We start from the raw sequence: 15,552 nt of genomic DNA, 5'->3' as shown, positions 1-15,552 counted from the left end.
ATGTTCCGTATCAAAACTTTGAATCAAATCAGCCCCACCGGCCTCTCTGTGCTGGACGCCTCCCGCTTCACCGTCTCCGACGGCGTGGAGAACGAGGACGGCGTTCTGGTCCGCTCCGCCGACATGCAGGAATACGTCTTTCCCCCCGCCCTCCGGGCCATTGCCCGGGCCGGGGCGGGCACCAACAACATCCCCGTGGACCGCTGCTCTGAAAGCGGCATCGTGGTCTTCAACACCCCCGGCGCCAACGCCAACGCGGTCAAGGAGCTGGCGGTGTGCGCCCTGATGCTGGCCTCCCGGGACGTGGTGGGGGGCGTGGAATGGGTGAAGGCCCAGGCCCGGGCCGGCGAGGACGTGGCCAAGGTGGTGGAAAAGGGTAAGAGCCAGTTCGTGGGCCCCGAAATCTCCGGCAAGAATCTGGGGGTCATCGGCCTGGGCGCCATCGGGGTGCAGGTGGCCAACATCGCCACCAAGCTGGGGATGACCGTCTACGGCTACGACCCCTTCCTCTCCGTGGACGCCGCCCTGTCCCTCTCCCGTCTGGTCCACCATGTCACCGATCTGACCGCCATCTATAAAAACTGCGATTACATCACCATCCACGTGCCCCAGACGGCCGACACCAAGGGGATGCTCAACGCCGCCGCCTTCGACCAGATGAAGACCGGCGTGCGCGTTATCAACCTGGCCCGGGGCGGCCTGGTGGCGGGCGAGGACATGATCGCCGCCCTGGAGAGCGGCAAGGTGGCCCGGTATGTCACCGACTTCCCCGACAACGCCCTCACGCTGGTGAAGAACGTGGTCCCCATCCCCCATCTGGGTGCCTCCAGCCCCGAGAGTGAGGAGAACTGCGCCCTGATGGCGGCCCAGCAGCTCCGGGACTATCTGGAGACCGGCAACATCCGCAACTCCGTCAACCTGCCTACCCTGGAGCAGGACTGGTCCGGCGAGACCCGGCTGTGCATCATCCACCGGAACGTCCCCAACATGCTGGCCTCCATCACCGCCGCCCTCTCCAGAGAGAACGTGAACGTGGAGAACATGACCAACAAATCCAAGGGCAATTATGCCTACACCATCGTGGACGTAAGCGCCCGGGTGGGCGACGCGGTGGCCGACGAAATCCGCGCCATCTCCGGCGTGCTGCGGGTCCGCGTCCTCCGGCACTGAGCCGTCTTTCCCTTTTTCTGAGAACAAAGCTGCCCGCGCGCCCCATTGAGGGCGCGCGGGCAGCTTTCTGCTCTCTATACCGCGGATTCAGCTCCGCTCCAGAACCTGCATAAACTCTTCGCCGGTGATGGTCTCCCGCTCCAGCAGGTACTTGGCCAGCGCATGGAGCTTGGACTCGTTGGCCTTCAGAATGTCCGCGGCCTTCTGGTGGGCGCTGCGGACGGTCTCCACCACCTTGGCGTCGATGCGGGCGGCGATCTCGGCGGAGCAGGCCAGGGCGGTGTCCCCGCCCAGATAGCGGTTCTGCACCGCCTCCAGCGCCACCATATCAAACTCTTCGGTCATGCCGTACCGGGTGATCATGGACCGGGCCAGCTTGGTGGCCTGCTCGATGTCGTTGGAGGCGCCGGTGGTCATATTATCCGCGCCGAAGATCAGCTCTTCGGCCGCCCGGCCGCCGGTGAGGGTGGCGATCTTGTTCAGCAGCTCGGTGCGGCTCATGAGGTTGCGCTCCCCCTGATCCACCTGCATGGTGTAGCCCAGGGCGCCGGAGGTCCGGGGCACGATGGTGATCTTGGTCACGGGGGCGGAGTGGCTCTGGAGGGCGGCCACCAGGGCATGGCCGGTCTCGTGGTAGGCCACGATGCGCTTCTCCTCGGGGGAGATGACGGCGCTCTTCCTCTGGGCTCCGGCGATGACGGTCTCCACGCTCTCCTCCAGGTCCTCCTGTGTCACCAGGCCCCGGCCCATACGCACCGCCCGGAGGGCTCCCTCGTTGATGATGTTGGCAAGCTCCGCCCCGGAGGCGCCCGAGGTGGCCCGGGCAATGGCCAGGAAGTCCACGTCCTCGGCCATACGCACGTCCTTGGCGTGGACCTTCAGGATGGCCGCCCGGCCCTGGAGGTCGGGCAGCTCCACCGGCACCCGGCGGTCAAAGCGCCCGGGGCGCAGCAGGGCGGGGTCCAGGGTGTCGGGCCGGTTGGTAGCCGCCAGGATGACCACGCCCTTCCGGCCGTCAAAGCCGTCCATCTCGGTGAGGAGCTGGTTCAGGGTCTGCTCCCGCTCGTCATTGCCGCCCATGCCGGAGCCGTCCCGCTTTTTGCCGATGGTGTCGATCTCGTCGATAAAGACGATGCAGGGGGCCTTCTCCTGGGCCTGTTTGAAGAGGTCCCGGACCTTAGCCGCACCCATGCCCACGAACATCTCCACGAACTCCGAACCGGAGATGGAGAAGAAGGGCACCTTGGCCTCGCCGGCCACAGCCTTGGCCAGCAGGGTCTTGCCGGTGCCCGGAGGTCCCACCAGCAGCGCACCCTTGGGCAGCTTGGCCCCGATCTGGGCGTATTTTTCCGGGTTGTGGAGGAAGTCCACGATCTCGGTAAGGGCCTCCTTGGCCTCCTCCTCGCCGGCCACATCGGCGAATGTGACCCCGGTCTCGGTTTCGGCGTAGATCTTGGCCCCCGATTTGCCGAAGGTCATGGCGTTGCCGGGCAGGCCGCCGCCCATCCGCTTCATCATCTGGCGGGAGAGCAGCTCCCCGATGAAAATAAAGAACACGATGGGCAGCACCCAGCTCACCAGGAAGGTCATGATGGGGCTGGCCTGTGTGGGGATCTCGGCCTCAAACTGGATCGCCGGCTCGGACTCCCGGAGCTGCTGGAGGAGTCGCTGGCCGTCGTCCGGCCAGATGCCGGTCTTGTAGTAGCCTTCCCTGCCGTTTTCCCCTTCGGCGACGAACACAAGCTGGCCGTCGGCGTCGTCCAGGGCCACCTCCTTCACCTTGCCTTCGTCCACCATGTCCAGGAACTGGTTATAGGGCACCTCCACCACCTGCTTCTGGAGGAGGGAGGGAAACAGCAGCGCGTTGAGCAGCAGCAGGACGATCATCGCCAGGATATAGTAGTAGATCAGTGGTTTTTTGCTGGGCTTCTGCGGGTCTTCCGTATGGGTTACCATGGTAACTCTTCCTTTCCGCGGTCTTTTGTTCTGTTTCGACCTCTATTATCTTTTTATTTCTTGTACGAAATATGGATAAGTTTTAAATTTTTTGCAAACTTGGGACGGCTGCTCTCATTTGTCCCCCAAAACCGACCCGCGCACGCCGCGCGGCCCGCAGACCGCCGGAGAGGCCCCCTTCCATACAGAAACCGCCCGTCCGGCCTGGGCCGGGCGGGCGGTGTTTCAATTCACGTCCTCCGGGGCGAACACCCGGGCGGACAGCACGTCGGAGAGCTCCACCAGCACCGGGGAGAAGCCCCCGGCGTACTCCCCCGCCGGGGAGCGCAGTCCAACCCCCGCCTCCGGAGGCTGCACGGGCAGGGACACCACCGCTCGCAGGCCCTCCTCGGGCCGCCCCTCCATCATGAGGAAGCCCCCGTGGAGCCGCGCGATGCGCCGCACCGCCTCCAGCCCCAGGCCCAGGCCCTCTCCAGGGTCCATGGAGACGCCGCGCGCCTCCCCGCCGAACAGCCGGGCCAGATCTTCCGCCTCCAACCCCTTCCCCCGGTCCCATACCGTGAGCACCGCCCGGCCCCTGCGCTTGGCCAGCCGCGCCCCCAGCGCGCCCCCGGCCCCCGCCGCCTTCATGGCGTTGGAGACCAGGCTGAGCACCAGCCGCCGCAGCAGGGCCTCGTCCCCCACGGTGAGGAGGGTGACGAGCTCCGTCTCATAGGAAAAACGGTACCCCGACATAGCGCACACGCTCTCCACCTCCCGGAACAGCTCCCGGCAGAACCCCGCCATGTCCAGCGGAGCGGGCCGATAGAGGTCCTGGTCCCGGGCGTCGGCGAACTCCAGGTGGTCGGCCAGCCGCAGCAGGCGGTAAAGTCCCTGATTGGCAGCCGCCAGATATTTTTCCCGTTTCTTCTGGTCGCTCTCTCCGCCGGCGGGTTCCAGCCGCTGGAGGGAGGCCGCCAGACCGGCCGTCTCCTGCCGCAGCCGCAGGGCCAGCTTTTCCAGCCCCGGTCCGGCGGCCGCCTCATGCTCCGGGCGCAGCACGGCCAGGAGCCCCTCCCGCCCCACGCCCTGGACGCTCATGCGGAAGCTCCTTGCGCCCACGCGCCCGGTGCACACGATGGGGAATTCTGCATCTGCCGGAACCGCGAGCTCTTCCGGCGCGCGGTCCCCCTCCCGCAGGCCCGGGAACACCCTCCCCGCCGCCGGGTTCCGATACCGTACCGTCCCCTCCTCCAGCAGCAGCACCGGCTCCGGAAAGCCGTCGAAAAGCTGTGCCGGGTCCAATTCCATGGTTGACAAAAAAATGCCTCCTCAATGGTCTTCGCTACTAGCATGCGCAGAGGGCTCAAACTATAATTGCTTTAAGTGTACCAAATATTGGGCCCCCCTACAAGAGAAAATGTCGAAATTTGTCGAATTTTACGCACCTTACAAACTTACTATCGAAAGCCATGGAATTTTCTTTTCATAGGCTCTTGATATTTTTTTGATGGTGCATTATAATAATGGCCGTAAACGAGGTCCCATATGATTTTCAAAGGAGAGTATGAGCTTATGAGCATCAAGATCGGTATCAACGGCTTCGGCAGAATCGGCCGCCTGGTATTCCGCGCGGGCCTCAGCCGCCCTGACGTGGAGTTTGTCGGCATCAACGACCCCGGTATGACCCCCGACTATATGGCCTACATGCTCCGGTACGACACCATCCACGGCAAGTTCGACGGCACCATCGAGTATGATGAGGACAGCATTACCGTCAATGGCCACAAGGTGATGGTCTACGCCAAGATGAGCCCCTCCGAGATCCCCTGGGGCGAGATCGGCGCGGAGTACGTGGTGGAGTCCACCGGTCTCTTCCTCACCAAGGAGAAGGCCCAGGGACACATTGACGCCGGCGCCAAGAAGGTCGTTATGTCCGCTCCTTCCAAGGATGACACCCCCATGTTCGTCATGGGCGTCAACAATACAACCTATGATCCCAGCATGACCTTTGTGTCCAACGCCTCCTGCACCACCAACTGCCTGGCCCCCATCGCCAAGGTCCTCAACGACGCCTTCGGCATCCAGGACGGCCTGATGACCACCGTGCATTCCGTCACTGCCACCCAGAAGACCGTGGACGGTCCCTCCAAGAAGGACTGGCGTGGCGGGCGCGCGGCCACCTATAACATCATCCCCTCCAGCACCGGTGCTGCCAAGGCCGTGGGCAAGGTCATCCCTGCCCTCAACGGCAAGCTCACCGGTATGTCTATGCGTGTGCCCACCCTGGACGTGTCCGTGGTGGACCTCACCGTGAACCTGGCCAAGCCCGCCAAGTACGATGAGATCTGCGCCGCCATGAAGGCCGCCTCCGAAGGCGAGCTGGCCGGCGTGCTGGGCTACACCGACGAGGACGTGGTCTCCTCCGACTTCATCTCCGACCCCCGCACTTCCATCTTCGACGCCAAGGCCGGTATCGCCCTCACCGACACCTTTGTCAAGGTCGTGTCCTGGTACGACAACGAGTGGGGCTATTCCAACAAGGTGGTGGACCTCATCACCTATATGAGCTCCGTGGACCACAAGTAATCTTTCCCCGCACAGGTCAAAGGGCCGTGCCCCGTCTTTCTGACGGGACACGGCCCTTTTTCAGCTCCCGGACCCTCCGGCCAAATCTGACCTTATAAAATACATCAAAACTGGATATTTTAATCAGCTCAGTCTGTGGTATTCTGGATGCAGAAGTTTCCAAGGAGGTCCTTGCCATGCGCGCCCACACCAAGCTGCAATCTCTGGTCACCGCCGCCATTCTGGCCGCCGCCATCACCATCATGACCGCCTTTCTCTTCCATGTGCCCATCGGGGCCACGGGCGGCTATGTCCACTTCGGCGACGCGCTGATCTATCTCTCCGCCGCCCTGCTGCCCGCGCCCTACGCCGTTGGGGCCGCCGTGGTGGGGGCCGGTCTTGCCGACCTGCTCACCGCGCCCATGTGGATGCCCGCCACCGTCGTCATCAAGTCCCTGGTGGTCCTCCCCTTCTCCAGCCGGGGAGAGCGGCTGCTCACCCGCCGGAACGCCGCCGCCACCCTTCTCGCCGGCGCCATCACCGTGGTGGGCTATTATCTGGCCGAGGGCCTCCTATTCGGCGGTTGGGCCGCCTTTCTGATGTCGGTCACCGGCAATCTGGTGCAGGCCGTGGGCAGCGCCGTCCTCTTCCTGGCGCTGGCCGGGGTCCTGGACCGGGTAGATCTCAAGCAGAGGCTGTATGTTTCGCTTCAACACTGAGTCCATGGGAGTAGGGAACTGGGAAACGGGGCCCGGGAATGCCGCAGCGGCATTCCCGGGCCCCGTTTTACCAACATGTGCCCTTCCAGCCCTCTTCCTTTTTTGCTTGAAATATTTTTCCCTTCCCTATTGACAAGAGAGGGGCATTGCGTCTATACTGTATATGCTGGATATATACAGTATAGCATCTCGAGGTGACGTATGGACATCATCATCAGCAACAGCGCCGGCGTGCCGATCTACGAGCAGATCACCCAGCAGATGAAGGGCCTTATCCTGCGGGGAGAGCTGCGCGAGGGGGAGGCCCTTCCCTCCATGCGGCTGCTGGCCAAGGAGCTGCGCATTTCGGTCATTACCACCAAGCGGGCCTATGAGGAGCTGGAGCGGGAGGGGTTTCTCACCACCGTGCCCGGCAAGGGCTGCTTTGTGGCACCCAGGGATCTGGAGCTGGTCCGGGAGGACTGCCTCCGGCGGGTGGAGGAGCACCTCTCCCAGGCGGTACAGATCGCCAAAGTGGGCGGCGTCACCCTTCCGGAGCTGGCCGATGCGCTCACGATTTTATATGGAGACGACTGACATGACAAACGCCATTGAAGTAAGGGGTCTGTGCAAGGAATACGGGGACTTCCGGCTGGACCGGGTGGACCTGACGGTGCCCTGTGGGGCCATCGTGGGCCTCATCGGGGAAAACGGGGCGGGAAAGTCCACCACGCTGCGGGCCATTTTAAATCTGATCCGCCCGGACGGCGGCACGGTCAAGGTCTTTGGCCGGGCGGTATCGGAGGCAGAGCCGGACTTTAAGGAGGACATCGGCGTGGTGCTGGACGAGGCCAGCTTCCACGACCCGCTGAAGGCCCCCCAGGTGGGGCGTATCCTCTCCGGCGCCTACCGGAACTGGGACCAGCGCTGTTTTGACGGCTATCTGGACAAGTTTGGGCTGCCCCGGGACAAAAAGATCAAGGACTTTTCCAAGGGGATGCGGATGAAGCTCTCCATCGCCACCGCCCTGTCCCACCACCCCCGGCTCCTCCTCCTGGATGAGCCCACCTCGGGGCTGGACCCGGTGGTGCGCAACGAACTGCTGGACGAGTTCCTGGACTTCATCCAGGATGAGGGGCGCGCCATTCTCCTCTCCAGCCATATCACCAGCGACCTGGAGAAGGCCGCGGACTATGTGACCTACCTCCACAGGGGACGGGTGGCGGTGCAGGGGGCCAAGGACGAGCTGCTGGAGTCCTATGGGCGGCTGGCCTGCGCCCGCTCGGACCTCCAGGGCGTGGACCCGGCGCTGCTGGTTGGGGCCCGGACAGGCCAGTTCGGCTGCGAGGCCCTGGTGCGGGACCGCCGTGCCTTCCGGAGGCAGTATCCGGCGCTCACGGTGGACCCGGTAACGCTGGAGGACATCATGGTATTCACAGTAAGGGGGGACGAGGCGTGAAAGGACTGCTGCAAAAGGACTTCTATCTCATGAGGACCCTGGCCAGGAGCTACGCCTTTATCCTGGGCGTTTTTTTCCTTCTCTCCCTGACGGGGGTCTACGACGGCACCTTTCTTTGCACCTTCCTGGTGCTCATGTGCGTCATGATCCCGGCAAACACCTTCTCCTATGACGAGCAGGCCAAGTGGGACAAATATGCCGCCTCTCTGCCCGCGGGCCGGCCGGGTGTGGTCCGGGCCAAATACCTCTTCACGCTTCTGGTGAGTCTGGCCGCCCTGGCGCTGGCCGCCCTGCTTCAGGCGCTGCTCTTCTTCCTGGGCCGGGCGGGCACGGCCACCCTGCTGGAGGCCGAGCTCAGCGCCGTGGCCCCCGCCGGCTTCGGTATCCTCATGACCGCCATACTGCTGCCCCTCCTCTTCCGCTTCGGCTCCCAGAGGGGCCGGCTCTACCTGGTCCTGGTGGTGGCCGTCCTGACAGGCGGGACCGTGGGCGGCGCGATGGTCCTTTCCGAGGCGGGTCTGGACGCCTCCATCCTTCTCACCCTGCTGGCCGCCGCTCCCCTTGTGGGACTGGTGGCGCTGGTCCCCTCCTATTTTCTCTCTCTGCGCATCTACCGGGAAAAGGACCTCTGACGGGAGGAGGGCCCGCCTCATCGGACACCCCAACCTCAGACCACAGGCGATTCCTAACAACAGGTTTTTCGTCAGACTGAAAAAGCACCGCGGCCAATCGGATTGGCCGCGGTGCTTTTTTCTCACGGGAACGCTTGGACGGAACCTTGGGCTCAGGCCGGGCGGGAGATGGACTCCACCGGGCCGATGTCCTGGAAGGGGAGCAGCACGAACAGGGCGCGGCCCAGCACGCACCGCTCGTCCACCACGCCGAGCTCAGGGCTGCGGCCGTCGGTGGAATTGTTGCGGTTGTCGCCCATAACGAAAATAGAGCCCTCCGGCACCACCACATGGGTGGCAAAATGGGAGGGGAGCTCCCGCATGGGCTCCAGAATATACGGCTCATCCAGGACCACCCCGTCCACATAGACGGTGTTGCTCTCGTAGTCGATGTCCACGGTCTGCCCCCCCACGGCGATGACCCGCTTGACGATGGGCTGACCCTCCCGAAAGGACTTCTTGCTCAGCACCACCACGTCGCCCGACTCCGGCGTATAGCCGATGGACTGCAGGAGCAGCATATCGTGGTCGTGCAGGGTGGGCATCATGGACGAGCCGTCCACGCCGATGATGCGCCCGATGAAGGTAAAGACGAGAATGAGGCCCACCAGGGCCATCACCAGCGCCTGGAGCCAGAAGTAGAGATCCACCTTCAGCGCGTCCCGGTCGGAGAGCCTGCTCTCCTCTTCGCCGCTCTCCTGGGGCTCGAGATGTTCTTCTTCAAACACGGGGTTTCCCTCCCAATCGAAAACAGGTGAGGGTATTATACCCTTTTTGTGCCTGGATTGCAAGCCGGCTCCCGCTTGCCCGGCGGGGCGGCTTGTGTTATGATATTCTCTGTCAAAGCTGCCCCTGATACCCAAGGGCATGGAACGAGGAAAGGAGTCGAGCGCCATGATACGGCCCGCCGAACCGGGGGATCTGGACGCCCTGCTGGCAGTGTACGCCTCCGCCCGCGCCTATATGTGTCTGCACGGAAACCCCAGCCAGTGGGGAGACGACTATCCCTCCCCCGCTCTGCTGGAGGAAGATATCCGCCGGGGACGGCTCTACGTGGACACGGATGAGCGCGGCGCGGTCCACGGCGCCTTTGCCTTTCTCCCGGGCGACGATCCCACCTACGCCCGCATCGAGGGGGGCTCCTGGCTCAGCGACGCGCCCTACGGCGTGATCCACCGGGTGGCCAGCGACGGACGGATGCCCGGGGTGTTCCACCGGTGCGCGGCCTTCTGCCGGGCGCGGTGCGCCAACCTGCGCATCGACACCCACCACGACAACCACACCATGCAGCGCCTCATCGAGGGGGCGGGCTTCCGGCGCTGCGGCGTCATCTATGTGGAGGACGGCAGCCCCCGCATCGCCTACCAGACCCCGTGTCCCTGACCCCTTCCCCCAGTCGGGCAAAGCGGGGACTCTTCCGTCACCCCGGCCCCCCTTCCAAAGGAATGGGGGCCTTTTTCTATCCCCGCCCCGCCTGCCAGGCCCGCTCCCGGCCATGGCAGGTGAAGAGCAGGATCTGTCGCTCCCCGGCATACTGCTCCAGGCACTCCAGCGCCAGGGCCATACGGGCGTCGTCAAAGTCGCTGAGGGCGTCGTCCAGCACCAGTGGGGCGGGCTCCTCCGCCGGGAGGGCCAGCTCACACACCGCCAGACGCACCGCCAGATAGAGCTGGTCCACCGTGCCCCGGGACAGGCTGACGGTCCGCCGGGGCAGCACACCGCCGGCCTCCCGGGCCTCCGCCTCGAATGCACGGGTGAGGGTGAGCTCCTCATATTTTCCGCCGGTGAGGGCGGAGAAGAGCTGTCCCGCCCGACGGTTGAGCGCCGGTGAGAACCGGGCCTGGAGCTCTCCGTTGGCCTGGGAGAGGACCTCCAGCGCCAGCTCCAGGGCGCGGTACTCGCCCCGCCGCCGCGCAAGCGCCTCCTCCGCCTCCTCCAGGCCGTGTTCCAGCTCCGCCGGGTCCCCCAGGGCCGTTCTCTGCCCCTCGGCGTGGGAGAGCTCGCCCTGCAGCCGGGAGAGCTCCCCGCCCACTGCCGCCAGAGCGGCGGCGGTCTGCTGGGGGTTACGCTCCGTGGGCGGGGGCGGCGTGCCCGGCCCCGCCCCGGCCGGGGCGGGCAGGGAGTCCACCAGCCTCTGGGCCGCCTGGGCCTTCACTCTGGCGGCGGAGAGCCGCTCCTCCCGCCCCAGGGCCCGGGACAGGGCGGCGGACGCGCCAAAGGGGTCGTTTGCCTCGGGAGCGAAGGTCCGGACAAAGGAGAGGAGCTTGTCCCACAGCGCCCGCCGCTGCTCCTCCAGGTCCCGGATGGAGCGCTCCACCGCCTCGGCCCCCCGCCGGGCCTCCGCCGCCGCCGTCCACTTGTCCCGGTAGGCATTGGCCCGCGCCAGAATGTCGTCGGGGAACGCCGCGCCGTAGCGGGAGAGTATCTCCTCGCGGGCCTTCACCCGCCTCTTCTCCGCCCGCCCAGCGGACAGCAGCGACTGCACGCCGGCCAGCGCCTCCAGCGCCGCCGAGACAAAAAAGGCAAGATTTCGCCCGGAGAGGGCCCCGATCACCGCCGAAACGGCGGCCGCCGCGAAAAACAGTATCCCGACGGCGCGAAGGCCCGTCCCGGCCCGCTTCTCCAGCGCCCGGGCCCGCTGAGCGTCCTCCCCGGCCCGCCGCCATGCCTGATCCGGGTCCATGTCCGGAAACATGGGGTCCACGGCGGCGGATTCCGCCGCCTCCACCGCCCGGCGGGCGGGCTCACGCTGGTTTTTCGCCTCCTTCAGGCTGGAGGTGAGCACGTTGAGGTAAGCCAGCTCCCCCTGAGCCTCCCGCAGGGCTTCCTTGTCGGGGAGGGTCTCCCCCTCCAGGCCGTCCAGCTCTGCCCGGGCCTTCTCCAGCTCCCGGACAGCGGCGCGGTACTGCTCGGCCTGGGCCCAGTCCCGCCGGGCCTGCTGGGCGGCGGACTCCGCCTCCAGCTCCGCCTTCTGCCGTGTCAGCGCCCCGATCTGCGCCTGGGCCTCCGCCGCCCGGCGGGCGGCCTGCCGGGCCTGGGCCAGCCGCTCCGTCAGGGCCGACGCCTCCTCCTCCAGGCGGGGGATGAGGCCGGTCTTGTTGTGCTTCCGGCGGTTGAGCCAGCTTCGGAGGGTCTTTTCCGTCTGGGAGTAGGACACGTCCTCCTCCCCGGAGGAGACCAGGGCGGCGATCCGCTTCTCCAGGTCAGGATCGGCGTCAATGGGCACGCCGGACTGCCCCACGAAGGCGCTGCGCTGATAGACCTCCCGGCCCACCCCCAGCAGCCGCTCGCCGCAGTTCTCCCCGGTGAGGCCGGGGACGGTCTCACCCGTGTCGGCGTATACCGCCTGAAAGCCGCCGAAGGGGGAGGCCCCTTTGGCGAACCGGCGCAGGATCAGGTCCCGTCCCCCCCAGGTGAGGAGCATCTCCCCCGCCATGGGGGAGCCGGACCAGGGCTGATAGCGGTTCTTTTCGGCCAGGGTGGTCCTGGTGTCCCGCTCCCGGGTGGGGATCCCGTAAAACATGGCCCGCAGGAAGGCGCACCAAGTGGACTTGCCCCCCTCGTTGGGGAGCTGGAGCAGGTTGAGCCCCTCCTCCAGCTCCAGGGTCGCCCCCTCCAGCGCGCCGAAGGTGGCGGTCATTCTCTTGATCTTCATGCCATCGGCTCCTCCCCGTGCTCCAGCGCCGCCAGGCCAAAGCGGACGGCCCGCTCCAGGGCGGCCCGCTCGTCCCCGTCCCCCGCGGCGGCTAGGCGCTCCCGCATCCTGCGGAGGAAGAGCCCGGTGAGGGTGTCTTCCTCCGCCCGGCTCCACAGGTCCCGGCGGACCCGGGTCATATCCCGGAGGTCGGCGCTGTAGCATCTCCCCTCCAGCAGGCGGGCCAGAGGGGCCAGGTCCAGCCCCTCCACACCGCTCTCCCCGGTGAGAAGGACCCGGAGGATATCGTCACCGGCATCTTCCGGCAGAGCCGCTAAGAGGGCGTCCTCCGGGCGCTCGGCCCGGGAGACGTCGGCCTCCACGATGCGGTAGCGCCGTCTGGCCAGGGGGACGAACTCGGCCGAGATCGCCCCGTCGTCCAGCGTCACCCACAGGCCGCCCTTCTCTCCCAGCTCGTCAAAGCCCCGGCCCTCCGGACAGCCGGGATACGCCCAGGCGGTGCCGCCCTCCCACTGGAGGCCGGACCCGGCGTGGACATGACCCAGTGCCAGATAAGCAAGGCCCGAGGCGGCGATCTCCGCCCTGGGGATGGGGCCGTAGCGCCCCTTCCCGTCCACCTCCCCGTGGAGGACCCCCAGGTGGATCAGACCGTCCCCCGGGGCGGCAAAGCCGGAGAGGGGGGAGTCCTCCCGGGCCGGCGCGGTGAAAGCCGCGCCGTGGACGGCGCAGCCCAGGTCGGGAAGCTCCACTGCCTCCAGCGCGGCGGAGCGAAAAATATGTACGTTTTCCGGCCAGTGCAGGGCGGAATAGGGGGAGCGGAGGGTGAAATAGTCGTGGTTCCCCGGCGCGATGAACACCGGGCAGCCGGTCTGGCCCAGAGCTCTGGCCAGGGCCTGGGTGGTCTCGGCATAGGTGTCGGCGCTGTCGAACAGGTCCCCGGAGAGAAGGACCAGATCGGCCCCCCGGGTTCTGGCAAGATCGGCGAGCCGCCCGATGAGGTCCCGCTGCTCCGCCCGCCGCTCCGCGGCCTTGTGGGCGGGGAGGGAGGCAAAGGGGGCGTCCAGATGGAGATCGGCGGCATGGAGGATGTGCAGCATGAAAAGGCTCCTTTCAAGGGATCGTGGCGGAAAAACGGTGCTTTACTCCCCGACGTCCACCCGCTCTACGCCGACGCAGCGGCGCCGGTCGGTGTCGATGGAAAAGACGGCGCTCTCCAGCTTACAGGGGCCGGGCGCGGGCTCAAAGCGCATGGGGAGCCCGCCCAGGAAGCGGTTGACGGCCTGTTCCGGGCGCATCCCCAGCACGGACTGGGCGGGCCCGGTCATACCCAGGTCGGTGAGAAAGCCCGTCCCTCTGGGGAGCACCTTGGCGTCGGCAGTGGGCACATGGGTGTGGGTGCCCCACACCGCCTGGACCCGCCCGTCCAGATAGAACCCCATGGCGCCCTTCTCGCTGGTGGCCTCGGCGTGGAAGTCCACCAGACAGACATCCGCGTCCAGACCGTGGAGCAGCCGGTCCGCCACGGTAAAAGGGTTGTCAAAATTGGAGTCCATTTCGCACCGCCCGATGAGGTTCATCACCGCAATGCGCAGCCCCCTGGGGCCGTCGTAGATCCCCAGTCCCCGGCCGGGGACCCGGCTGGTGTAATTGGCGGGACGGAGGAGCCAGGGCGCCTCCGGGAGGAGGTCCTTGATCTGGATGCGGTTCCAGGTGTGGTTCCCCAGGGTTACCACGTCGGCCCCGGCGTCGTAAATGGCCCTGGCCTGCCGGGGCAGGATGCCCACGCCGGAGGCGTTTTCCCCGTTGACCACGGTGAAATGGATGTCGTGGAGCTTTTGCAGGGCGCGGAGATGGCGCGTTAAAAAGTCCAGTCCCTGCTCGCCCACCACATCGCCCACGGTCAGTACGTTGAGTATCATATCCGTCCCTCCCCAAATGCAGTAACCTTTATTATATGCGATTTCCGGCCAAAAAGCGAGACCTGTTTCCGCAGGAAAAAAGTGAGGGCTCTCGCCCTCACTTCCGCGCGTTGGCCTGCTCGAATTGACGAATCAGTTCATTCACTAAGACGGCCTGCTCGTCTGTCAGGCCGGAGAGATCATAGCCATTGCTGTCGCTGACGCCCAGCAGGTAGTCTGTGGAGACCCGGAAGTAATGCGACAGCCGGATCAAAATCTCCACAGATGGGTAAGAACCTCCGCCCTCATACATACTGATCATAGAGGGAGAAAGCTCCATCCCTTTGGCCAGCTCTTTTTGTGTCAGGCCGCGCTCCTCTCTGAGCTGTTTCAGTTTTGTTCCAAAATATATCATCATATCTTCAACCACACTTGATTTTTTGAGTATAACAATATATTATTGGAATCAAAGTCAATTATACTGATATAATTTATTTTAATTAATCGGAGGAATGAATTATGCCCGACTATGAAAAACTGTATTACGCCCTGTTCAGCGACTTGTCCCGCATCATCGATATCCTGGAGATCGTCCGGCAGAACGCCGAGACGCGTTTTCTGGCCGCCGTGGAAGAGGGCGAAGAGGAGGTTTGATTTTTTGCCTCCCATACGGTATACTGGTGCCGTAAAAAGGAGGATCTTCCGATGAATTGTCGACTGTGCGCCTTCTGCTGTGCCCTGGCGCTGGCATTTTCCCTCTCCGCCTGCTCCGGGGACAAGCCCATCACCCACGCCTCCCCTACGCCGGCCCCCACACCGTCCGTTTCCCCCACGCCGTCCCCATCTCCATCGGCGTCGGAGCCTGCTCCCGAGATCACGCCGGAGCCCTCCCCGGTCCCCACCCCCACGGAGTCCGCCGGCCCGGATGCCGCCCCCGTCGGTGCCCAGCTCCCAGGCGCCTGGAACGACCGGGAGGCCCAGGTCTCCTTCGGTATGTCCCCCGGCACGGACTGCCCCCTGGCGGTCTTTGACGCCCGGGTTGGGCTCAACGATCTCTCCGTCTCCCTAGTCCCCCTGGGCAGCGGTCCCGACATCCAGTCTTTCCTGGAGGCCGATATCCGCATCCCCCACACCTCGGTCTCCTACGACTCCGGCGCCGATGCCCTGGTCCTCCGCCTGGAGAACACGGTATTGGAGACCGGAGACCCCGCCGAGGCCGCCGGAAACGACGACTGGGTCTTCGACTTTATCGGTGAGCACGGCCTCCGCTACCCCCACAGCTTCCCCATGGGCTCCATCGGGGAGGACAACCGCTTTTTTGAGCGTGCCGCCATCTCCACCGACGGGACGGACACCACCATCACCCTCCGTCTCACTGGCAAGGCCATGTCCTACCGGGTGGAGAGCGGCAGCCTGGACGTGGAGGGGATGCTCCCCTATTTCCGCATCCTCTTCAGCGAAGCGCCTGCCTGAACTGCAGACGGCGCGCGGACAAGCT

16 protein-coding genes are annotated in these 15,552 nt (G+C 65.3%); 9 read left to right on the top strand and 7 right to left on the bottom strand.

The genetic code is table 11. The features are described 5' to 3' along the window. Positions 1-1,170, top strand: coding sequence for a phosphoglycerate dehydrogenase (locus SRB521_RS01370; RefSeq protein WP_075705119.1), 1,170 nt, complete (start codon positions 1-3; stop codon positions 1,168-1,170). Positions 1,171-1,257: 87 nt separating this feature from the next. On the opposite strand, the gene ftsH is transcribed toward SRB521_RS01370, so the two are convergent. Both ftsH and SRB521_RS01360 read right to left on the bottom strand, forming a co-directional pair. Further along, positions 1,258-3,126, bottom strand: coding sequence for an ATP-dependent zinc metalloprotease FtsH (gene ftsH, locus SRB521_RS01365; protein ID WP_116721519.1), 1,869 nt, complete (start codon positions 3,124-3,126; stop codon positions 1,258-1,260). Positions 3,127-3,351: 225 nt separating this feature from the next. Next, a complete protein-coding gene (locus SRB521_RS01360) occupies positions 3,352-4,416 on the bottom strand; it encodes a sensor histidine kinase (protein ID WP_058116916.1) in 1,065 nt (354 codons plus the stop codon). Positions 4,417-4,680: 264 nt separating this feature from the next. On the opposite strand from SRB521_RS01360, the gene gap reads away from it, so the two are divergent. The 5 genes from gap (at position 4,681) to SRB521_RS01335 (ending at position 8,462) form a co-directional block, all read left to right on the top strand. Beyond that, positions 4,681-5,694 (top strand): type I glyceraldehyde-3-phosphate dehydrogenase, encoded by a 1,014-nt coding sequence (gap, locus tag SRB521_RS01355; RefSeq protein WP_033117054.1) that lies wholly within the window; start codon positions 4,681-4,683, stop codon positions 5,692-5,694. A gap of 176 nt (positions 5,695-5,870) precedes the next feature. Beyond that, positions 5,871-6,392, top strand: coding sequence for a TIGR04002 family protein (locus SRB521_RS01350; RefSeq protein WP_075705117.1), 522 nt, complete (start codon positions 5,871-5,873; stop codon positions 6,390-6,392). Between the two features lie 201 nt (positions 6,393-6,593). Further along, positions 6,594-6,968 (top strand): GntR family transcriptional regulator, encoded by a 375-nt coding sequence (locus SRB521_RS01345; RefSeq protein ID WP_075705116.1) that lies wholly within the window; start codon positions 6,594-6,596, stop codon positions 6,966-6,968. Position 6,969: 1 nt separating this feature from the next. Beyond that, positions 6,970-7,830, top strand: a complete 861-nt coding sequence (locus SRB521_RS01340; RefSeq protein ID WP_033117027.1) for an ABC transporter ATP-binding protein — start codon at positions 6,970-6,972, stop codon at positions 7,828-7,830. Next, positions 7,827-8,462 carry an ABC-2 transporter permease gene (locus SRB521_RS01335; protein WP_075705115.1) on the top strand — a complete coding sequence of 212 codons (636 nt, stop codon included), beginning with the start codon at positions 7,827-7,829 and terminating at the stop codon, positions 8,460-8,462. Before SRB521_RS01340 ends, SRB521_RS01335 begins: the two co-directional genes overlap by 4 nt. Before the next feature lie 152 nt (positions 8,463-8,614). Here the strand turns inward: SRB521_RS01335 and lepB are convergent, their stop codons facing one another. Continuing rightward, the gene (gene lepB, locus SRB521_RS01330) at positions 8,615-9,229 is read right to left on the bottom strand and encodes a signal peptidase I (protein WP_242943977.1); all 615 of its coding nucleotides are present in this window, start codon (positions 9,227-9,229) and stop codon (positions 8,615-8,617) included. A 166-nt stretch (positions 9,230-9,395) separates the two neighbouring features. Here lepB and SRB521_RS01325 point away from each other — a divergent pair, with 166 nt between their 5' ends. Continuing rightward, positions 9,396-9,884, top strand: coding sequence for an N-acetyltransferase (locus SRB521_RS01325; RefSeq protein ID WP_075705114.1), 489 nt, complete (start codon positions 9,396-9,398; stop codon positions 9,882-9,884). 76 nt (positions 9,885-9,960) lie between these two features. On the opposite strand, the gene SRB521_RS01320 is transcribed toward SRB521_RS01325, so the two are convergent. The 4 genes from SRB521_RS01320 to SRB521_RS01305 form a co-directional block, all read right to left on the bottom strand. Next, positions 9,961-12,156 carry an ATP-binding protein gene (locus SRB521_RS01320; protein WP_116721520.1) on the bottom strand — a complete coding sequence of 732 codons (2,196 nt, stop codon included), beginning with the start codon at positions 12,154-12,156 and terminating at the stop codon, positions 9,961-9,963. After that, positions 12,153-13,253 carry a metallophosphoesterase family protein gene (locus SRB521_RS01315; RefSeq protein WP_075705112.1) on the bottom strand — a complete coding sequence of 367 codons (1,101 nt, stop codon included), beginning with the start codon at positions 13,251-13,253 and terminating at the stop codon, positions 12,153-12,155. The genes SRB521_RS01320 and SRB521_RS01315 overlap by 4 nt, the downstream gene beginning before the upstream one ends. Positions 13,254-13,295: 42 nt before the next feature. Beyond that, positions 13,296-14,075, bottom strand: coding sequence for a TIGR00282 family metallophosphoesterase (locus SRB521_RS01310; protein WP_033117033.1), 780 nt, complete (start codon positions 14,073-14,075; stop codon positions 13,296-13,298). Between the two features lie 97 nt (positions 14,076-14,172). Then, a complete protein-coding gene (locus SRB521_RS01305; protein ID WP_243647722.1) occupies positions 14,173-14,469 on the bottom strand; it encodes a helix-turn-helix domain-containing protein in 297 nt (98 codons plus the stop codon). A gap of 104 nt (positions 14,470-14,573) precedes the next feature. Here SRB521_RS01305 and SRB521_RS16615 point away from each other — a divergent pair, with 104 nt between their 5' ends. Continuing rightward, complete coding sequence (locus tag SRB521_RS16615; protein WP_257534798.1) at positions 14,574-14,708, top strand: hypothetical protein; 135 nt, start codon at positions 14,574-14,576, stop codon at positions 14,706-14,708. A gap of 51 nt (positions 14,709-14,759) precedes the next feature. Beyond that, complete coding sequence (locus SRB521_RS01300; RefSeq protein ID WP_075705110.1) at positions 14,760-15,527, top strand: hypothetical protein; 768 nt, start codon at positions 14,760-14,762, stop codon at positions 15,525-15,527. Positions 15,528-15,552 lie beyond the last annotated feature (25 nt).

The sequence above is a fragment of the Intestinimonas butyriciproducens genome, assembly GCF_004154955.1.
In the GTDB taxonomy this organism is placed as follows: Bacteria; Bacillota; Clostridia; order Oscillospirales; family Oscillospiraceae; genus Intestinimonas; species Intestinimonas butyriciproducens.
Note: the sequence above shows the minus strand (reverse complement) of the source record. Positions and strands in the feature narration are given on the sequence as shown.

What these genes read in the sequence shown, in the direction of transcription:
- SRB521_RS01370 (WP_075705119.1), top strand. Translation starts at nt 1, where the DNA reads ATGTTCCGTATCAAAACTTTGAATCAAATCAGCCCCACCGGCCTCTCT.
- ftsH (WP_116721519.1), bottom strand. Translation starts at nt 3,126, where the DNA reads ATGGTAACCCATACGGAAGACCCGCAGAAGCCCAGCAAAAAACCACTG.
- SRB521_RS01360 (WP_058116916.1), bottom strand. Translation starts at nt 4,416, where the DNA reads ATGGAATTGGACCCGGCACAGCTTTTCGACGGCTTTCCGGAGCCGGTG.
- gap (WP_033117054.1), top strand. Translation starts at nt 4,681, where the DNA reads ATGAGCATCAAGATCGGTATCAACGGCTTCGGCAGAATCGGCCGCCTG.
- SRB521_RS01350 (WP_075705117.1), top strand. Translation starts at nt 5,871, where the DNA reads ATGCGCGCCCACACCAAGCTGCAATCTCTGGTCACCGCCGCCATTCTG.
- SRB521_RS01345 (WP_075705116.1), top strand. Translation starts at nt 6,594, where the DNA reads ATGGACATCATCATCAGCAACAGCGCCGGCGTGCCGATCTACGAGCAG.
- SRB521_RS01340 (WP_033117027.1), top strand. Translation starts at nt 6,970, where the DNA reads ATGACAAACGCCATTGAAGTAAGGGGTCTGTGCAAGGAATACGGGGAC.
- SRB521_RS01325 (WP_075705114.1), top strand. Translation starts at nt 9,396, where the DNA reads ATGATACGGCCCGCCGAACCGGGGGATCTGGACGCCCTGCTGGCAGTG.
- SRB521_RS01320 (WP_116721520.1), bottom strand. Translation starts at nt 12,156, where the DNA reads ATGAAGATCAAGAGAATGACCGCCACCTTCGGCGCGCTGGAGGGGGCG.
- SRB521_RS01315 (WP_075705112.1), bottom strand. Translation starts at nt 13,253, where the DNA reads ATGCTGCACATCCTCCATGCCGCCGATCTCCATCTGGACGCCCCCTTT.
- SRB521_RS01310 (WP_033117033.1), bottom strand. Translation starts at nt 14,075, where the DNA reads ATGATACTCAACGTACTGACCGTGGGCGATGTGGTGGGCGAGCAGGGA.
- SRB521_RS01305 (WP_243647722.1), bottom strand. Translation starts at nt 14,469, where the DNA reads ATGATATATTTTGGAACAAAACTGAAACAGCTCAGAGAGGAGCGCGGC.
- SRB521_RS16615 (WP_257534798.1), top strand. Translation starts at nt 14,574, where the DNA reads ATGCCCGACTATGAAAAACTGTATTACGCCCTGTTCAGCGACTTGTCC.
- SRB521_RS01300 (WP_075705110.1), top strand. Translation starts at nt 14,760, where the DNA reads ATGAATTGTCGACTGTGCGCCTTCTGCTGTGCCCTGGCGCTGGCATTT.